Annotated in this window: 7 protein-coding genes; 6 read left to right on the top strand and 1 reads right to left on the bottom strand. The window is 41.9% G+C overall.

Annotated elements, in window-relative coordinates; translation table 11 throughout:
- Nucleotides 1–489: 489 nt before the first annotated feature.
- The 5 genes from aceB to VIC_RS10820 all read left to right on the top strand — a co-directional run bounded on the left by aceB (nt 490) and on the right by VIC_RS10820 (nt 13,866).
- Nucleotides 490–2,136, top strand: coding sequence for a malate synthase A (aceB, locus tag VIC_RS10840; RefSeq protein ID WP_006959765.1), 1,647 nt, complete (start codon nt 490–492; stop codon nt 2,134–2,136).
- 127 nt (nt 2,137–2,263) lie between these two features.
- Nucleotides 2,264–3,577, top strand: a complete 1,314-nt coding sequence (gene aceA / locus VIC_RS10835; protein ID WP_006959764.1) for an isocitrate lyase — start codon at nt 2,264–2,266, stop codon at nt 3,575–3,577.
- Between the two features lie 259 nt (nt 3,578–3,836).
- Nucleotides 3,837–9,767, top strand: coding sequence for a SpvB/TcaC N-terminal domain-containing protein (locus VIC_RS10830; RefSeq protein WP_006959763.1), 5,931 nt, complete (start codon nt 3,837–3,839; stop codon nt 9,765–9,767).
- Between the two features lie 2 nt (nt 9,768–9,769).
- Nucleotides 9,770–10,294 carry a hypothetical protein gene (locus tag VIC_RS10825; protein WP_039951746.1) on the top strand — a complete coding sequence of 175 codons (525 nt, stop codon included), beginning with the start codon at nt 9,770–9,772 and terminating at the stop codon, nt 10,292–10,294.
- A gap of 38 nt (nt 10,295–10,332) precedes the next feature.
- Complete coding sequence (locus VIC_RS10820; protein ID WP_006959762.1) at nt 10,333–13,866, top strand: hypothetical protein; 3,534 nt, start codon at nt 10,333–10,335, stop codon at nt 13,864–13,866.
- Between the two features lie 50 nt (nt 13,867–13,916).
- On the opposite strand, the gene VIC_RS10815 is transcribed toward VIC_RS10820, so the two are convergent.
- Nucleotides 13,917–14,357 (bottom strand): CBS domain-containing protein, encoded by a 441-nt coding sequence (locus VIC_RS10815; protein ID WP_006959761.1) that lies wholly within the window; start codon nt 14,355–14,357, stop codon nt 13,917–13,919.
- A gap of 326 nt (nt 14,358–14,683) precedes the next feature.
- On the opposite strand from VIC_RS10815, the gene queA reads away from it, so the two are divergent.
- On the top strand, nt 14,684–15,736 hold the full coding sequence (gene queA, locus VIC_RS10810; RefSeq protein WP_006959760.1) for a tRNA preQ1(34) S-adenosylmethionine ribosyltransferase-isomerase QueA: 1,053 nt from the start codon (nt 14,684–14,686) through the stop codon (nt 15,734–15,736).
- Nucleotides 15,737–15,760: the final 24 nt, after the last annotated feature.

The following is a 15,760-nucleotide window of genomic DNA, read 5'->3' as shown; positions in this document are numbered from 1 at the left end:
GTGTCAATTTTACAGCTCACTAAAAACACTCTGTTTGACCCGCCTCCGTAATAGCCACGAAATCCCCTGTCTGATAAAGCGATGCCTGATTTACTCGTAAGTTAAACGCGTGTTTGAAACGGTTTTACAGCTCTAATTTCACTGTAATTAAATTACGTAACTAGTTACATTTTGGTGATCAAAATCAACAACTTATGGGCAGCGGAATAAAACTTTGAATTTAGTCGATAGGCTACTTTAGGACTTTTGCTCTACTGCATGTTGGTGTAGTTTAAATGAAGGCTCTGTAAGACTTATGTCTAGATTGAAAAGGCAAACCAAGTTAGCCAAGGTAGAGCTCACAAGACAAAATAAACGAAGAAAGCAGTGATCAATTAGGATGTTTGATTGTTGTTTTATAGTTACAAATGTAACTCTTCGAAAATTAGAGCAACCACTGATACAACCCATAACAGTCATCGTTGTATCGGAGCGTTAAAGGAAGAGAATATGCTTGCCAACACACCAGATAGAGAAAAAACAACAGCCGAAGCCCAAGAAACCTTACACCAAGAAGGCATGCTTGAAGTGACTGGTACCCTTTCACCAGAACATCAGGCGATTTTCCCTGTTGAAGCCCAAACCTTTTTATCTCTTCTGTGTGCTCAGTTTGCCAGCCAGACCGATACACTGCTTGCTCAACGTGAAGAAAAGCAAGCACGTATCGATGCTGGGGAACTGCCAGACTTTCTCGAAGATACACAAGATATCAGAGAAGGTAGCTGGAAAATTCTCGGGATCCCTCAAGATCTGCAAGACCGCCGCGTAGAAATCACTGGTCCTACTGACCGTAAAATGGTGATTAATGCGCTGAATGCAAACGTGAAAGTGTTCATGGCGGACTTTGAAGACTCGATGTCCCCCGCTTGGGGTAAGGTGTTAGATGGTCAAATCAACCTGCGTGACGCAGTAGATGGTGAGATCAGCTACACCAATCCGGTTAATGGTAAGCAATATGAGTTGAAGGATGATCCAGCGGTTTTGATATGCCGAGTACGTGGTTTACACCTAAAAGAAAAACATGTGACGTTTAATGGTGAGATCATTCCGGGAGCTTTATTCGACTTTGCGCTTTATTTTTACAATAACTACAAAGCGCTAATGAAAAAGGGCAGTGGCCCTTATTTCTACCTACCAAAACTGCAATCGCATAAAGAAGCTCAGTGGTGGAGCAAAGTGTTCCATTTTACTGAGGATTACTTTGGTCTAGACACAGGTACTATCAAAGCCACCGTGCTGATTGAGACACTGCCAGCCGTGTTTGAAATGGATGAAATCCTATTTTCGCTTAAAGAACATATTGTTGGTCTTAACTGCGGTCGCTGGGATTACATCTTTAGCTACATCAAAACACTGAAAAAGCACCCAGATCGTGTCCTTCCGGACCGTCAGGTTGTGACCATGGATAAGCCGTTCCTAAATGCCTATTCGCGTTTACTTATCCGTACCTGTCATCGTCGTGGTGCATTTGCAATGGGAGGAATGGCAGCATTCATTCCAGCAAAAGATCCACAGGAGAATCAAAAGGTTCTCGACAAAATTCAAAACGATAAATCACTGGAAGCAAATAACGGCCATGACGGTACTTGGGTAGCTCACCCTGGATTGGCCAATACTGCAATGGAAGTGTTTGGCAGCGTGCTAGGCGAGAGAACCAATCAACTTGATGTTTCTCGTTCGGATGACGCGCCGATTACTGCCGATGATCTGCTCGCGCCTTGTCAGGGTGAACGAACAGAGCAGGGCATGCGCCACAACATTCGAGTGGCACTCCAATACATTGAAGCTTGGATCTCTGGCAATGGCTGTGTCCCTATCTACGGCTTGATGGAAGACGCCGCAACGGCAGAAATTTCCCGAGCGTCGATCTGGCAATGGATTCAGCATGGAAAAGCGCTCGACAATGGCCAGGTGGTAACCAAAGCCTTGTTTGAGCAGTACCTCAGTGAAGAAATTGACGTCGTGAAAACTGAAGTTGGAGATGAACGTTATCAGGCGGGTCGTTTTGAAGAAGCGGCTGAACTGATGGCCAGATTGACCACCAGCGACGAACTAACGAACTTTTTAACCATTCCAGGTTATGACTACTTGGACTAATGAATCAATAACAACATCAGTAACGTGAACATTCCGAGGCGGAGATGGATGTACCGCCAGAGAAAAAATAAAAACAGCGCCCGTATTGTCAATAAATAGCAGCGCACATCAATAGAGGGATAGACCGATGACTAATTTAACTCGCCGCCAACAAATCGAAGCTCTTGAAAAAGACTGGGCAACTAACCCACGCTGGAAAAATGTAAAGCGTCCATATACAGCAGAAGAAGTCGTAGAACTGCGCGGTTCGATGGTGCCAGCCAACACAATTGCGCAGCGCGGTGCAGACAAACTGTGGTCTTTGGTCAACGGTGATGCTAAGAAAGGCTACGTAAACTGTTTGGGTGCACTGACAGGTGGTCAAGCGGTGCAGCAAGCGAAAGCGGGTATTGAAGCGATTTACCTATCAGGTTGGCAAGTAGCGGCAGATAACAATACTGCATCGACTATGTACCCTGACCAATCACTTTACCCGGTTGACTCAGTGCCTTCAGTGGTTAAACGCATTAACAACTCATTCCGTCGTGCGGACCAAATCCAATGGTCTGGCGGTAAGTCTCCTGCTGATGAAGGTGGTATCGACTATTTCCTACCAATCGTTGCAGATGCAGAAGCCGGCTTTGGTGGCGTACTCAATGCATACGAGCTAATGAAATCGATGATTGACGCTGGCGCGGCAGGTGTTCACTTTGAAGATCAGCTAGCATCCGTGAAGAAGTGTGGTCACATGGGCGGTAAAGTTCTTGTTCCGACTCAAGAAGCGGTTCAGAAGCTGGTTGCAGCTCGTCTGGCAGCTGACGTAGCTGGCACTACTACGTTGGTTATCGCTCGTACGGATGCAAACGCAGCAGACCTACTGACTTCCGATTGCGACCCATACGATAAAGACTTCATTCAAGGCGACCGTACTCAAGAAGGTTTCTACCGTGTACGTGCAGGTATTGACCAAGCGATTGCTCGCGGCCTAGCTTACGCACCATACGCTGACCTTATCTGGTGTGAAACGGCAACACCGTGTCTGGAAGAAGCGCGTAAGTTTGCAGAAGCGATTCACGCTGAATACCCAGATCAGCTGCTTGCGTACAACTGTTCTCCTTCATTCAACTGGGAGAAAAACTTGGATGCAGAAACCATTGCTAAATTCCAGCAAGAGCTCTCTGACATGGGCTACAAGTACCAGTTCATCACACTAGCGGGCATTCACAATATGTGGTTCAACATGTTCGAACTTGCGCATGACTACGCACAAGGTGAGGGTATGCGCCACTACGTTGAAAAAGTACAGCGCCCTGAATTCCAAGCAGCAGAGAAAGGTTACACCTTCGTTGCACACCAGCAAGAGGTGGGTACAGGCTACTTCGACAAGATGACCAACACCATCCAAGGTGGCAACTCGTCAGTCACGGCTCTGACTGGCTCAACAGAAGAGGACCAGTTCTAAAGTATCCCTGTCATGATGACCAAGGCTCTCACTTGCTAGCCTTCGGTCATCGATATTCTGTTTAGGCATAAACTTTGACATGCTTTGAGCGACATTAAGTCGCTCTTTTTTTATTCAGATATTATTATTTGTATCATTATAATTTATATAAATTCCTTACAAGCTTCAAAATGGGCATTCGTTCTGTAAATATTTTGTTGTCTGGTTATTGTTATTATTGATAATTCACGGCCTTGATGATGACTAATAACCTTATATTATGCGCCGTTTTGCTGTTTTTATTTGTACTCTGTTCTACTCCATCACCGTTTTTTCTTCTGAGTCCGGAGTGTCATCAAATGTTATTTCCTTACCGAGTGGTCCGGGGACAATACAAGGGTTAGGTGAAGGGTTTAAAACTAGACTAAATACAGGTTCATCAACGGATACATTATCTATTCAACTACCTAAAGGTAGGAATGATTACTCGCCAAAGCTATCTATACAGTACGATAGTGGATATGGGAATGGTATTTTAGGTGTTGGAAGGAAATTATCTCTTCCATTTATTCAAAGAAAAACAACAGACGGCTTACCTTCTTATATTGATGGTAATGATTATTTTGTAAATAATGATGGTGAAGACTTAGTCGCGATTTCTAAGGACGAGTATAGAGCAGAGATCGAAGGGAAATTTCTTCGCTATGTAAAGTTCGGGAATGAATGGAATGTATATCTACCAGATGGTTCTTTGTGGAAGTTTGGTAAAGAGCTAGACTCCACTATCTCTAGTGGGGAAAAAACTTTTCGTTGGTATATTGAAAGCATGCGTGATGCAAATGGAAATCTCGTAGAGTTTAAATATACAAAGCTTGACGAAACGACGGCCGTTTACTTAGAGAGCATTAGCTATAACGATGGAATCAGCAAAGTGCTTTTTGAGTATGAAATTAGGCCTGATATTTTACTTTCTTATAGATCAACATTCTCTGTAGAAACAAGGTTTAGAATTGAAAACATATCAACTTTTAATTACGGGGAGAAGGTTTTTAGTTATGAGTTTAAATACGATAGCATAACTGATTGGAACTCTCTTTCACGTTTAGTAAAAGTTAGAAAAAACGCAGGTGATGGCTCTATTTATGGCCCTCCTACTAGTTATACTTATACCAGCTTTTCTATAGATAATCCTGTAACAAAGTATGTACCATCAGCAAAAACAATCCCATTATCTAGCCCTGATACTGACTTTATTGATATTAATGCTGATGGTTTACCTGATGTAATAAATACTGGCGCATCGAAACATACATATTGGTTAAATCAAGGTCTCGGCGACAATCAAGACGTTTCTTTTTCTCCGATGGAGAGAATGGGAACCTACACACGTTTAAAGCTGTCAGATAAACGTGTTAAGTGGGCTGATGTTGATGGTAATGGTCGAGTCGATATCCTAACGCTAACTTCAGTTAGCGGACAGTCCTATTCACTTAACACATCTCATAGCTGGGAGGTATCTGCGCGCTACGGCAGAACTGGGATTAATGCAGACTCAGATTCAGCAAAAATTGTTGATTTAAATAATGATCGACTCCCGGACATTTTTTCGACCAACTCTAGTTCATCGGGCACCGTTCATTCCCATACCATTTCGGTTAACAATGGTAATGGTTGGGATATAGCAACTACGATGCAGATGCCTTTCGGAAGTGAAGGCGTCAAATTAGGTAGCCCAGATACTTTTCTCGCAGATATCAATGGGGACAATCTTTCTGATCTTATTCATATAGGTAGAACCAAAATGACTTACTTCCCTGGCAAAGGAGTGAATGGTTTTGGAGAAGCTATTAATGTCGCTGACTTTAGTGCCATAGGAAAGCAATTGTTTGATACCCGGAGCTTACGACTCTCCGATGTTAACCATGATGGTATGGTAGATCTCATTTACCTAAATGGAAAGACAGTGACATTGTGGCCTAACACTGGATATTCGGATGATTCGTCCGAGTGGACATATGGAAAAGGTCAAACTATCGAGCATGACGGAGGATTTGCTCCAACTGTCGTTAAATTTGCTGATATTGATGGTGATTCTGTTTCCGATATTGTTTGGTATCGTCCGGGAAAACGTGACAGGTCATTTTCTTATATTTCACTTGCAAATGGAGTTCAAGCCAACTTATTAGCTAGTATAGATAATGGTATAGGTTTAATAACGAATATTTCTTATGAGCCTAGCTCGAGTCAAATGAAAAAAGAAGAAATGAGGGGAAGCCCATGGAAGGTGGTATCTCCAATTTCCATTCCTGTTGTTAATAGCACTATAACTATTGATAAAAGCCGCCCGAAAAAACATCAAGCTAATACACTTTATAGATATTACGATAGTTTTTATTCCCCAGGTGAAAGGCGTTTTACGGGGTTTCTCAAAACTAAAGTGATAGAGCCATCTACTCCAAATACTCAAGGTTTAATTACTAAATACGAATTTCTTTCAGGTAAAGAGAAAAAATCCTTGAGAGGAAAAGCTGTTTCAATAACTGTTTCTTCACCAGATAACAAAGTCTATTCACAAGAGAAATTTGACTGGGATACGAAAACTCTATTCAGTGATACATTTGATGGACGTCAGGTTACTTACTCACATTTATCTAAGTTAGAAAAGCAAGTTATTGAGAAAGGCACGAAAGAGCCCGTTACTCTCGTATGGGATTACGAATATGACAATTATGGAAATCAGACTAGGGAGATGTTTTGGGGAAGATTAGATAACAAGTTTGTTGATGAAAAAGAAACCTTACGTACATTCAGCTCCAGCAATTCAGAATCAGTAGACAATTGGCAACTAAATCGCCTAACTGAAGAAATTGTGCAAGATGGCTCTAAAAAGGTGCTTTCTAAACAACAATGGCTATTTGACGATGAAACGCATGCTTTAAGCAATTTAGGACGAGTTACAAATGGTAACCTGACATCCCATGTTCAATGGGTTAATCCCGCTTATTCTAGTGAACGGATTTATACCTCGCGTTATAAGCACGACCAGTATGGAAATACCATTCAGATATTAGACCCGTTATATGGAATTGAGCCGGGCCACTATAGGAGCATTCGTTTTAAAGATGGCCTCTATCCAGTGTCTGAGGTTATTCAGTTAGGGGGTATTGGACTGTCTGTTTCCGCTGGTTTCGATATGACGCACGGAGTAGTGAGTCGTTATACAGATTTTAATCAGAATACAACGTTTTACGAGTATGATGGTTTAGGGCGGCTTATTTCTGTTGTTAAACCGAATGATAGCACCTCCATGCCAACGCGATCCTTTAAATACGGATACCAATCAGAGTTTGAAGACTCACATGTCAACTGGATTGAAACAGAGCAGCGAATTGAAGCTGGAGGAGTTGCGAAGAGAAGTCGATCATACTTCGGAGGCTCTGGTGAACTGCTGATGAAGGTCGAAGAGTCAGAAGACGGATTTAGGGTAAACAAGCGTAATGTTTACGATGCGAGAGGAAATGTTGTTCAAGAATACCTCCCTTATTTCTCATCAAGCCTTAGCTTTCATACTTGGGAGCATCAAGATCCTATCGAAAGCAGCTTTGATGGGCTTAACCGTTTACTAACGCAAAGCTTCCCGGCAACAGCGACACAAAGTTCTACTTATACGTCTAGGACATACTACCCCTTGGCACTTTGGGTGCAAGACACAGCGCAAACATTATCTGGAGGAAAACACTCAGGGGCTGGAAAGCATATGTATTTTGATGGGTTAGGGAAGCTGCGCTTGATTTCTGAAATAGTTGGTGTCGATGAGTCGGGGGAGAGAGGAGGTCTTCAAGAGTGGAACACTCAATATGATTTTGATGGGCTAGGCAACTTTACTCGTTTGATTGATGCTTATGGCAATGAACGACACATGGTGTATGACGGGTTAAACCGAGAGGTGTACGCTAGTGACCCTAACCGAGGAGAGATTTGGCGTCGTTATAATTCCGCTAGCAAGTTGATTACTGAAGTCGATTCGAGAGGAGTTAAAAGGCTTTATCAATATGATGGTGCAAACAGAATAAGTGCTAAATATTACCGTGCGAGTGAGGTTGTACCAAGTAGCCCTTACGAAGAGCTGTCTTTTGATTTAATGGGAGCTAAAGAAATTGCTCAGTATCGTTATGATAGTGATGGTGGCCGAAAGGCCAACTTACTTGGACGTTTATCTTCGGTAAGCAATGAGTCAGGCTCAGTTGCTTACGGTTACGACACCAATGGTAATAGGAATTATATCGCTAAGGAGGTAAAAGCTTTTGGGACAACTTCTAATATTCATGTAATGCAAAAAGAGTTCAATAGTGCAGGTCAAATAGTTAAAGAAATTTTCCCTGATGATACTTTTCTTAGCTACGTCTTTGGTAAAGGGGGGGAGCTCATAAAGTTAGGCGGTGTTGCTTCTCAATTGACGTATTCAGCTTCCGGAAAAATAACGTCGATGAAGTTAGATAATGGGACAACAAGAAGCTTTGCTTATGACAATTTAGATCGGTTGATTGAAACTGAAACGTGGAGAGATGAAGACTCCGTTTATCTTCAATCATTACATTATGAATACGATGAAGCGTCTAACATCACGTTTATTGAGGACCAAAGAACTCAGTCCGAAAAGTCGATTATTGCAAAAGAGTTAGGGGAAGCATCTCGCTGGAAGATGCTGGATCAGACACAGTCGATTGAGTATGACGATTGGTATCGAATTTATAGCAACCGAAATGTAACTTCTAGCAGACAGTATCGCTTTGACCCTATTGGAAACTTAATCCAGTTATCTGAATCCAAACAGGCTACAGGTTCAAATGTTGTTCGCAATATGCTTTATGGAGGAGAGGCATCAGAGATTCCGGGTGTTCACTCAGATTCTAATAAGAGGTCAGGCCCCAACGCTCTGACTCAAGCAGGTAACCAAAAGTATAGCTATGATGCGATCGGGAACCGAATCAGTTCCGGAGATCATACTCTGGAATGGGATCATTCTAGCCGTATGATCTCTGCGACTAGCTCGAGTATGAGCGCCAAGTATGCCTATGATCACCATAATCAGCGTACTGCCAAAAAGTTTACCGATTCGTCGGGAAAAGAACACATTGTGTTTTATCTATTTCCCAATGTCGAAATTCGAGATGGACGTATATATAAGTACGCTCGTATTGAGAATCAAAGAATTGCTGTGTCAACTCAGGCTTCAGGAACATTTTCGGCGGATAAATATTTTATTAAGCAACATCAACATTCGACTGAACTGACATTGGACCAAAATGGTGGCGTGCTAAGCGCCTTAAGTTATCAGCCTTTCGGTAAAGTCAGTGCTGAATTGGGACGTGGTAGTGAGGTTCATTATCGGTACTCAGACAAAGAAAGGGATTCTGAGACTGGCCTCGGCTATTTTGAGCAAAGGTATTTGAATACGTCTCACGGGCAATTTATTACTCCCGATCCTGTTTTTTATCACTCAGACCGGTTCACCGATCCTCAGCAATGGTCACCATATGCTTACGCTCGCGGCAACCCTATCATGTACCATGACCCTGAAGGTGAGTTTATTGTTCACCTTGGAGCTGTCGCTCTGGGGGCCGCTATTGGGGGAACCGTTAACGTGGCTATGGATATGCTCGCGGGTAAGGAATTTAGCTGGAATAGTTTTGCAACAGGAGCCATAGCGGGTGGTGTTGGAGCGATAGGTTTTGGGAGTGGTGCTGCGGCTAAAGCACTTTCAGGTTGTGTATCTGGGATCGCGGCAGATTCAGTGATAAATAAAGGTTTTGAGCCAGACTCGGCAGCAACAGCTTGTTTAATCGGGGCGACCGTTGGCCCTTCTAGTAATACAGCGGTAAAAAAGATGTGGAATGACGCTAAGCCTTATGGGCAATTTTTACAAGGCTCTGTGCCTAATAACCTACAAGGACGTGTAGCGACAGGAATGGTACCTAAACAGGACCCTCATACTGTTGCAAAAGAAGTAGCAATGAGCACGACACTTTCTACAACATTATCTGCAGTGGTAGCCAGTGGTAATAATGAAACTAGTGACAACAATGGCACAGGCTCTGGTGGAGACAAAAATGATAATAGAGCCAGAGGACATAGTACCTCAAATTCTAATGGTGTTGAAAATGTGCAAAGTGATGCGACAGAGTCGTCAGTAAATAAGTCGGAAGAGTAGTGATGAGATTGATTGTACAGAGAATTCTATGGCTTGGTGCGCTAATGTTTTTATTGTTTTTATTGTGGCACCTATTTTATTTTGACGTAGATGGATACTGTCAGGCAATAAAATATGAGATGTATTTTAGTGCTAGTGTTGAAAATTATTTATGTCAATCGATAGAAAAAATACATGTGACAGTTTTTATTTCTAGTTTTATTGTATTCCCACTTTGTCTAGTCATAGGCTGGTATGACAATTGCTTTTTAACCAAGGATATCAGCAAGTCAAAAATAATAATGGTTTTCATATCTGCTTTGGTGTTTTTATCTCTTAGTCTTATTTTATTATCATTTTATGACTCATTTATTTACCTAAGAGAGGTCAACAGTATTTGGCATTCTAAAAATAGCGAGGATGCTGATTACTTTGACTTGCTAATTTCGTCTTGTGCATTGAATTTGGTTTTTGGTATCGGGATTATTAAGTCTCTAAAAGATGAATATGAATATAAGAAATATAACAGAATGAATGATTGGCTATAATGCCAATTTGTCTATAACTCAAAAGTAAAAGATAAAAAATGAATTATACTAAACAAAGTTTGGTAGGGCTTTTTATGCTCTTAATAATGTTATCTGCTAGGACATATGCTTCTGATACTATCGAGGAGTCGTATCCATATGGTGACGAGTTTATTTATTATACGTGCCCTGATGGGTTTAATAAAAAAGGAAATAACTGTGAGAAAGAGGTATTTGAACCTATATCACTAAAGTGTGAAGATGGTTTTTCATTGAGTGCTGATAAGCAAAAATGTACCAAAACAGTGACACAAACTCTAAGTTATTCTTGCCCTTCTGGCTACCAAATGAACGGAAATTCTTGCCGTAAAACTTTGACGGAAAGGTATTACTCACCAGCTAAAATTGCTCCAAATGGTAGTAGGTATTACCCTAATTCCTCTTTGGTATATAGGAATAGCTCTGGTAAGCAAGTAATTTATTGGAAAGGGAGTAAGGTTTATGAAGGAGGTTATCTTTCATCCTATAGACATGCAGATGGGTGGGTATATGGGATTAGTCGAGTTGTCAAAAGTGGTAGCTGGTATTCTGATAGTGAGGTTATACGGAAAAAAGTTGTGGATAGACCTCGTCTAGAGCACTGTTCTAATGGTTATACTCAAAACGGGAGCTTATGTTCAAAAGTGCTGCTTGAACCATCTATTCATTTTTGTAAAAAAGGTGTGAACGTTGATGGTCAGTGTACGATAAATCTGTCTCAAATAGCTCAAAAGCACTCACCCATACAAGATGTTATGTCATCATTGTACTCTAGGTATTCTAGTAACCCAGAGGTTAAAGATACGGCAGCTTTTCGTTATTTAGAACGAATGTACACTTTAGACCCTGAAACTGGGGATATTATTTCTGCTATATCAAATAATGAAAAGGTATCAAGTTATAGTGATTTGTGGGGCGCTGTAGAGAAAGACAAAGCTGATAATGCTATTGAAGTTCTAGAAGGCTTCTTATCACTTAGGCCAGATCTCGCTTACCTAGAATCAGCGCTAATAGATGTTTACTATGATAGAGCAGCGGCTGATTATATTCTCGCGAATCGCTCAATCGATGAATCTAGAATACGTTGGATTGAGCAATCAAGTCTTTCTGATATTGAGTTGAGCCGCCAAGAAGCGGTCGATATTCTTCAGCGAACATTAGTCGAATACTGGAATCTGGTTGAGAATCATACACAAGCATTTATCACCGCAGTTCCCAAGCGCGATTTGCAAAGTGCGATTTATTTAAATGGGGAAGGTCAACACTCGCCAGTTTATGAGGGAGAGCCCTTAGTTGTTGGCTATAAAGATGTAGTTCTTGTGTATCAAGTGATGAATAAGCTGGTAGAGCAACAATCTTATTTGAGTAAGGTTAAAGCTATATATGCGGATTCTAGTGAGCAAAAAGTCCAATTAGCGAACGAAGCGCAAACTGTACTCGAACTGGTTTTAAATAAGGAGTCTCAGTTAAGTGCACTATTGGAGAGTCATAGTGAAACACATTTCATGCTGTCGTCAGAAAAGGCTAAGCTTGAAAGTTATTCTCAGCAGCTTAAAGCAATAATTCAATGGTTAAGAGGTAATGGCAACTATTTGGGGCTTCCTGATGATTTTGTCTTACTGTTACAGGGGTACAAGCCACAAGGTAGCGTTGTTCATGATTCATTTGACGCGATAGAAATTATGCTTGAGGGACAATATGGACTAGTCACAACAGCTCAGCAAGCACTCATTAAAGCACAGGAAGCACGTGCTAATTACAAATATCAGAGAGATATATTCAGACAAACATTTTCTAAAGAACAACGTGTATTGAATGATAGATTGTTTGCGCTTCTCGGATGTACTCTAGAAAAAGGTGATTCTCGTTCGTGTGACTCTCAATCTCAGTCGAGCCGAAAAGGTAGCTTGATTGTTCAGCAACAGGTGAGCATAGAGGCAGCAAAGCTAGCTGTGCAGAGAGCCGAAACGGCGCATCAATCCATCTCTGAGAATATTTCAATTGAATTAGAAAGAATTGAAAAAGAAAAGCAGGTTAGTAATGCAGTAGAAAAAATTGCAGTTTTGTTTGGTAGGAATGAACTTCTTCTTAGTAAATTAATTAAAGACAGTCAAACTTCTGCAACCAATATGCATGCGGTTATTAATTCTGAGAGTACAAAGCAATCTTTAGAGACTCTAAAAGGATTCGTGAATAGCTCAGGTCAAATTGACATGCCTGTTTTGCTGGCGGCGCTAGAAGATTTAAAATCAAACCTAAAAAACATGCCAGCTGATCAATCAGATCATTATACTCAGACTTTAGCTGTTCTTGAGCGTGCTGCGATTAGGGGCTTAGAACGTGGGCTTTTAGATATAAACTCTGAAGCTAGAATCAAAGCACTCACCTTGGAGTTAGAAACGACAAAAGTCGATATTGCTAAATCTCTTGTTTATCTGGAACAAGAAGTAGAAAGATTGATAGGTTTTAGCTCTGAAGCTCGTCGCTTAATTGCTCAGTTGAATCAGAATGAGGTACGCCAAGCTGAGAGGTATTATGCAGATCCACTTCACTATAGTGAGTTGACTGCTGAGACACTGCGAGCTGAGTTGTACTTTGTAGAGCTACAGGAGTGGCTTTTCTATGCCGTTCAGGCATTGGAATATAAATGGCAAGAACCTTTTTACGATCGAACTAGGGGGTTCGATAAAAACTCGGTGTTTGAGATTCAGGATATTCAGCAACTTGTCGATTACTTTGCTTCTCTCAAGCGCTTCGATGATGTGAGGAACTTTAGAGCAACTCAAGAAGCGACTGATACCGTATCGTTGAAAAAGCATATCTTTGGGTACGTTGATACTCTGAGAGGAAAAACAATGTGGTACCCATCGCCTGACGGAACAGGAGAAATGCTTACTGCTGACGAAGCTTTTAAAGCTAAACTACAGCAGCTTTCTAGACGAGTCGGGACCGATTATTGGTTCACAGCTGAGTTTAGTACAGTTAAAGAGCTACCTAGGACCAATTTCTTCCAAGGGCCAGTTGTTGCAGATGAAGGAGATCTGACTTGCTTGTTAGATGCTGGTACATATTTGGATAAGATTGATGCAGTCTCCCTTAACCTAGTTGTAAGCCATGATGTTTCTGGAGAAGTATCGACACCTGCCTATTTAACCTACGGCGGGAATAACTATATGCGTAGTCGTATACCAGGTGCTCTTACAGACAACGAAGATGGTGTTAAGGACGAGCTAATTGCTTATTCTGCTCGTTTCTGGGATGTATCCAATGGTGGCTTTTTCGCAAAAGATAGTTACCGCCAGCAGATGAAAGCAAATATCATGCTTAGCTATGACAAGAATTCAGAATTGCTAAACCCTACATATTCGTTTAAAGAAAGAAGTGTAGCAGCTTCAGGGTGGAGGCTTTCCGTAAAGCTAAGTGATAGATATGGTGATATTGTTGACCTAGAAAGTATTGATGATATTGAAATGCGCGTTAAGCACCGCTTCCAGTCACGCAATGCTGAAACTTGTGGCGGTGGTGACCTAGGGCCACTCCTATTACTTAAATAATTTGGTAAAGCACAGAGCCTCATAATAACTTATGAGGCTCTTTTTTATTATCACTCAACTTCTTCAGGCTCGGCTTCTTCTTGCAGTTCTAGCAAATTGATAGCGATGGCAACAAAGTCACTGTCAGTGATAATACCGACTAACTGACCCTTTTCGACCACAGGTAGACAGCCAACCTTGTGCTTCTGCATGTAGATGGCGCTTTCTTTCAATCCTGCTTGAGGAGAAACCGTCATGACACCTGTTTTCATCACTTCATAAAGTGGTGTATTGAGAGTGAAGGACTGGTTTTCTGGGATTTGCTGTAAGCTCGATTCTTGTGCGGCCAACACGTCACGTTGAGAAACCACGCCAAGTAGCTGCTTATTAGCGTCGACAATTGGAACGTGGCGAATATCTAGTGCTTCCATGGTATGTTTTGCGTCGGCAAGTAGGTGTGAACGCAGCAGGGTATGGGGGGTGCGCGTCATCATGTCTTCGACTTTTATCATGGCTGCCTCCTGAGTGATAGAGTTATTGTTTTGTTCTCTTTTAATATAGTAATTTTCCACTCGGGAGTATGAGAGCTGGATAGATTTTTATTCCGATAACCTTGAAAAAAATGTGGCGAATTATGTACAGAATATCCAGCAAATTTTACAGCCTTCCTCGATACACCTGTTAATTCAATATTGATTACAATAATTCACATCTCAATCCTTGCTATTGCGCTTGTGCGGCATATACTAGTCGGCTGCGAAAAACTCGTCGTCTGTTTGTGACAGAATCAGTTCGACTTCCATCACGACGTAAGAATCCACGACAAAAGATTAGTAACATGCAAGTATCAGATTTCCACTTTGATTTACCCGATGAGCTGATAGCTCGTTATCCTCAGCCTGAGCGCACCGCGAGCCGTTTGCTTCAACTTGATGGCAACAGTGGTGAGCTAAGCGATGGCACGTTTACGGATGTACTTGAGCAAGTGCAGCCGGGCGATCTTGTGGTTTTCAATAATACTCGTGTGATTCCAGCGCGTATGTTTGGCCGTAAAGAGTCTGGCGGTAAGCTGGAAGTGTTGGTTGAACGTGTGCTGGATGAAAAAAGCATTCTGGCTCATGTGCGCTGTTCTAAATCGCCTAAACCGGGTTCAACCATCTTAATTGGTGAGAACGACGAGTATTCTGCACAAATGGTTGCCCGCCATGACGCCTTGTTTGAATTGAAATTCAATGCTGAGAAGAACGTGTTGGCGGTTTTGGAAGAGATCGGCCACATGCCGCTTCCACCTTATATTGATCGCCCAGATGAAGATTCAGATAAAGAGCGCTACCAAACGGTTTATAACGAAAAACCGGGGGCAGTGGCTGCGCCGACAGCTGGTCTGCACTTTGATGAGGCGCTGCTTGAGAAAATCAAGGCGAAAGGTGCTGAGTTTGCTTATGTGACTCTTCACGTAGGTGCCGGTACATTCCAACCGGTTAAGGTCGAAAATATCAACGATCACCACATGCACGCAGAGTATGTGGAAGTACCCCAAGAAGTGGTGGATGCGATTAACGCTGCGAAAGCGCGCAATAGTCGAGTCATTGCAGTGGGTACAACATCGGTACGTTCCCTAGAAAGTGCTGCTCAGGATGCATTGAAGAAAGGCACTGCGCTTGCGCCCTTCTTTGGTGATACTGAAATCTTTATCTACCCAGGTTACGAATATCAGTTAGTGGATTGTTTAATCACTAACTTCCATCTGCCAGAGTCGACACTGATCATGTTGGTCAGTGCATTTGCAGGTTATGAAAATACGATGAACGCGTACAAACATGCGGTAGAAAACAAGTATCGTTTCTTCTCGTATGGTGATTCGATGTTCATCAAGAAAAAAACGGACTAGCTGCCTCTTACGCTAGTCAGCTTT

The organism is Vibrio coralliilyticus ATCC BAA-450 (assembly GCF_000176135.1).
In the GTDB taxonomy this organism is placed as follows: Bacteria; Pseudomonadota; Gammaproteobacteria; order Enterobacterales; family Vibrionaceae; genus Vibrio; species Vibrio coralliilyticus.
The sequence above is the reverse complement of the archived record's forward strand: the minus strand, read 5'-3'. Positions and strand labels throughout refer to the sequence as shown.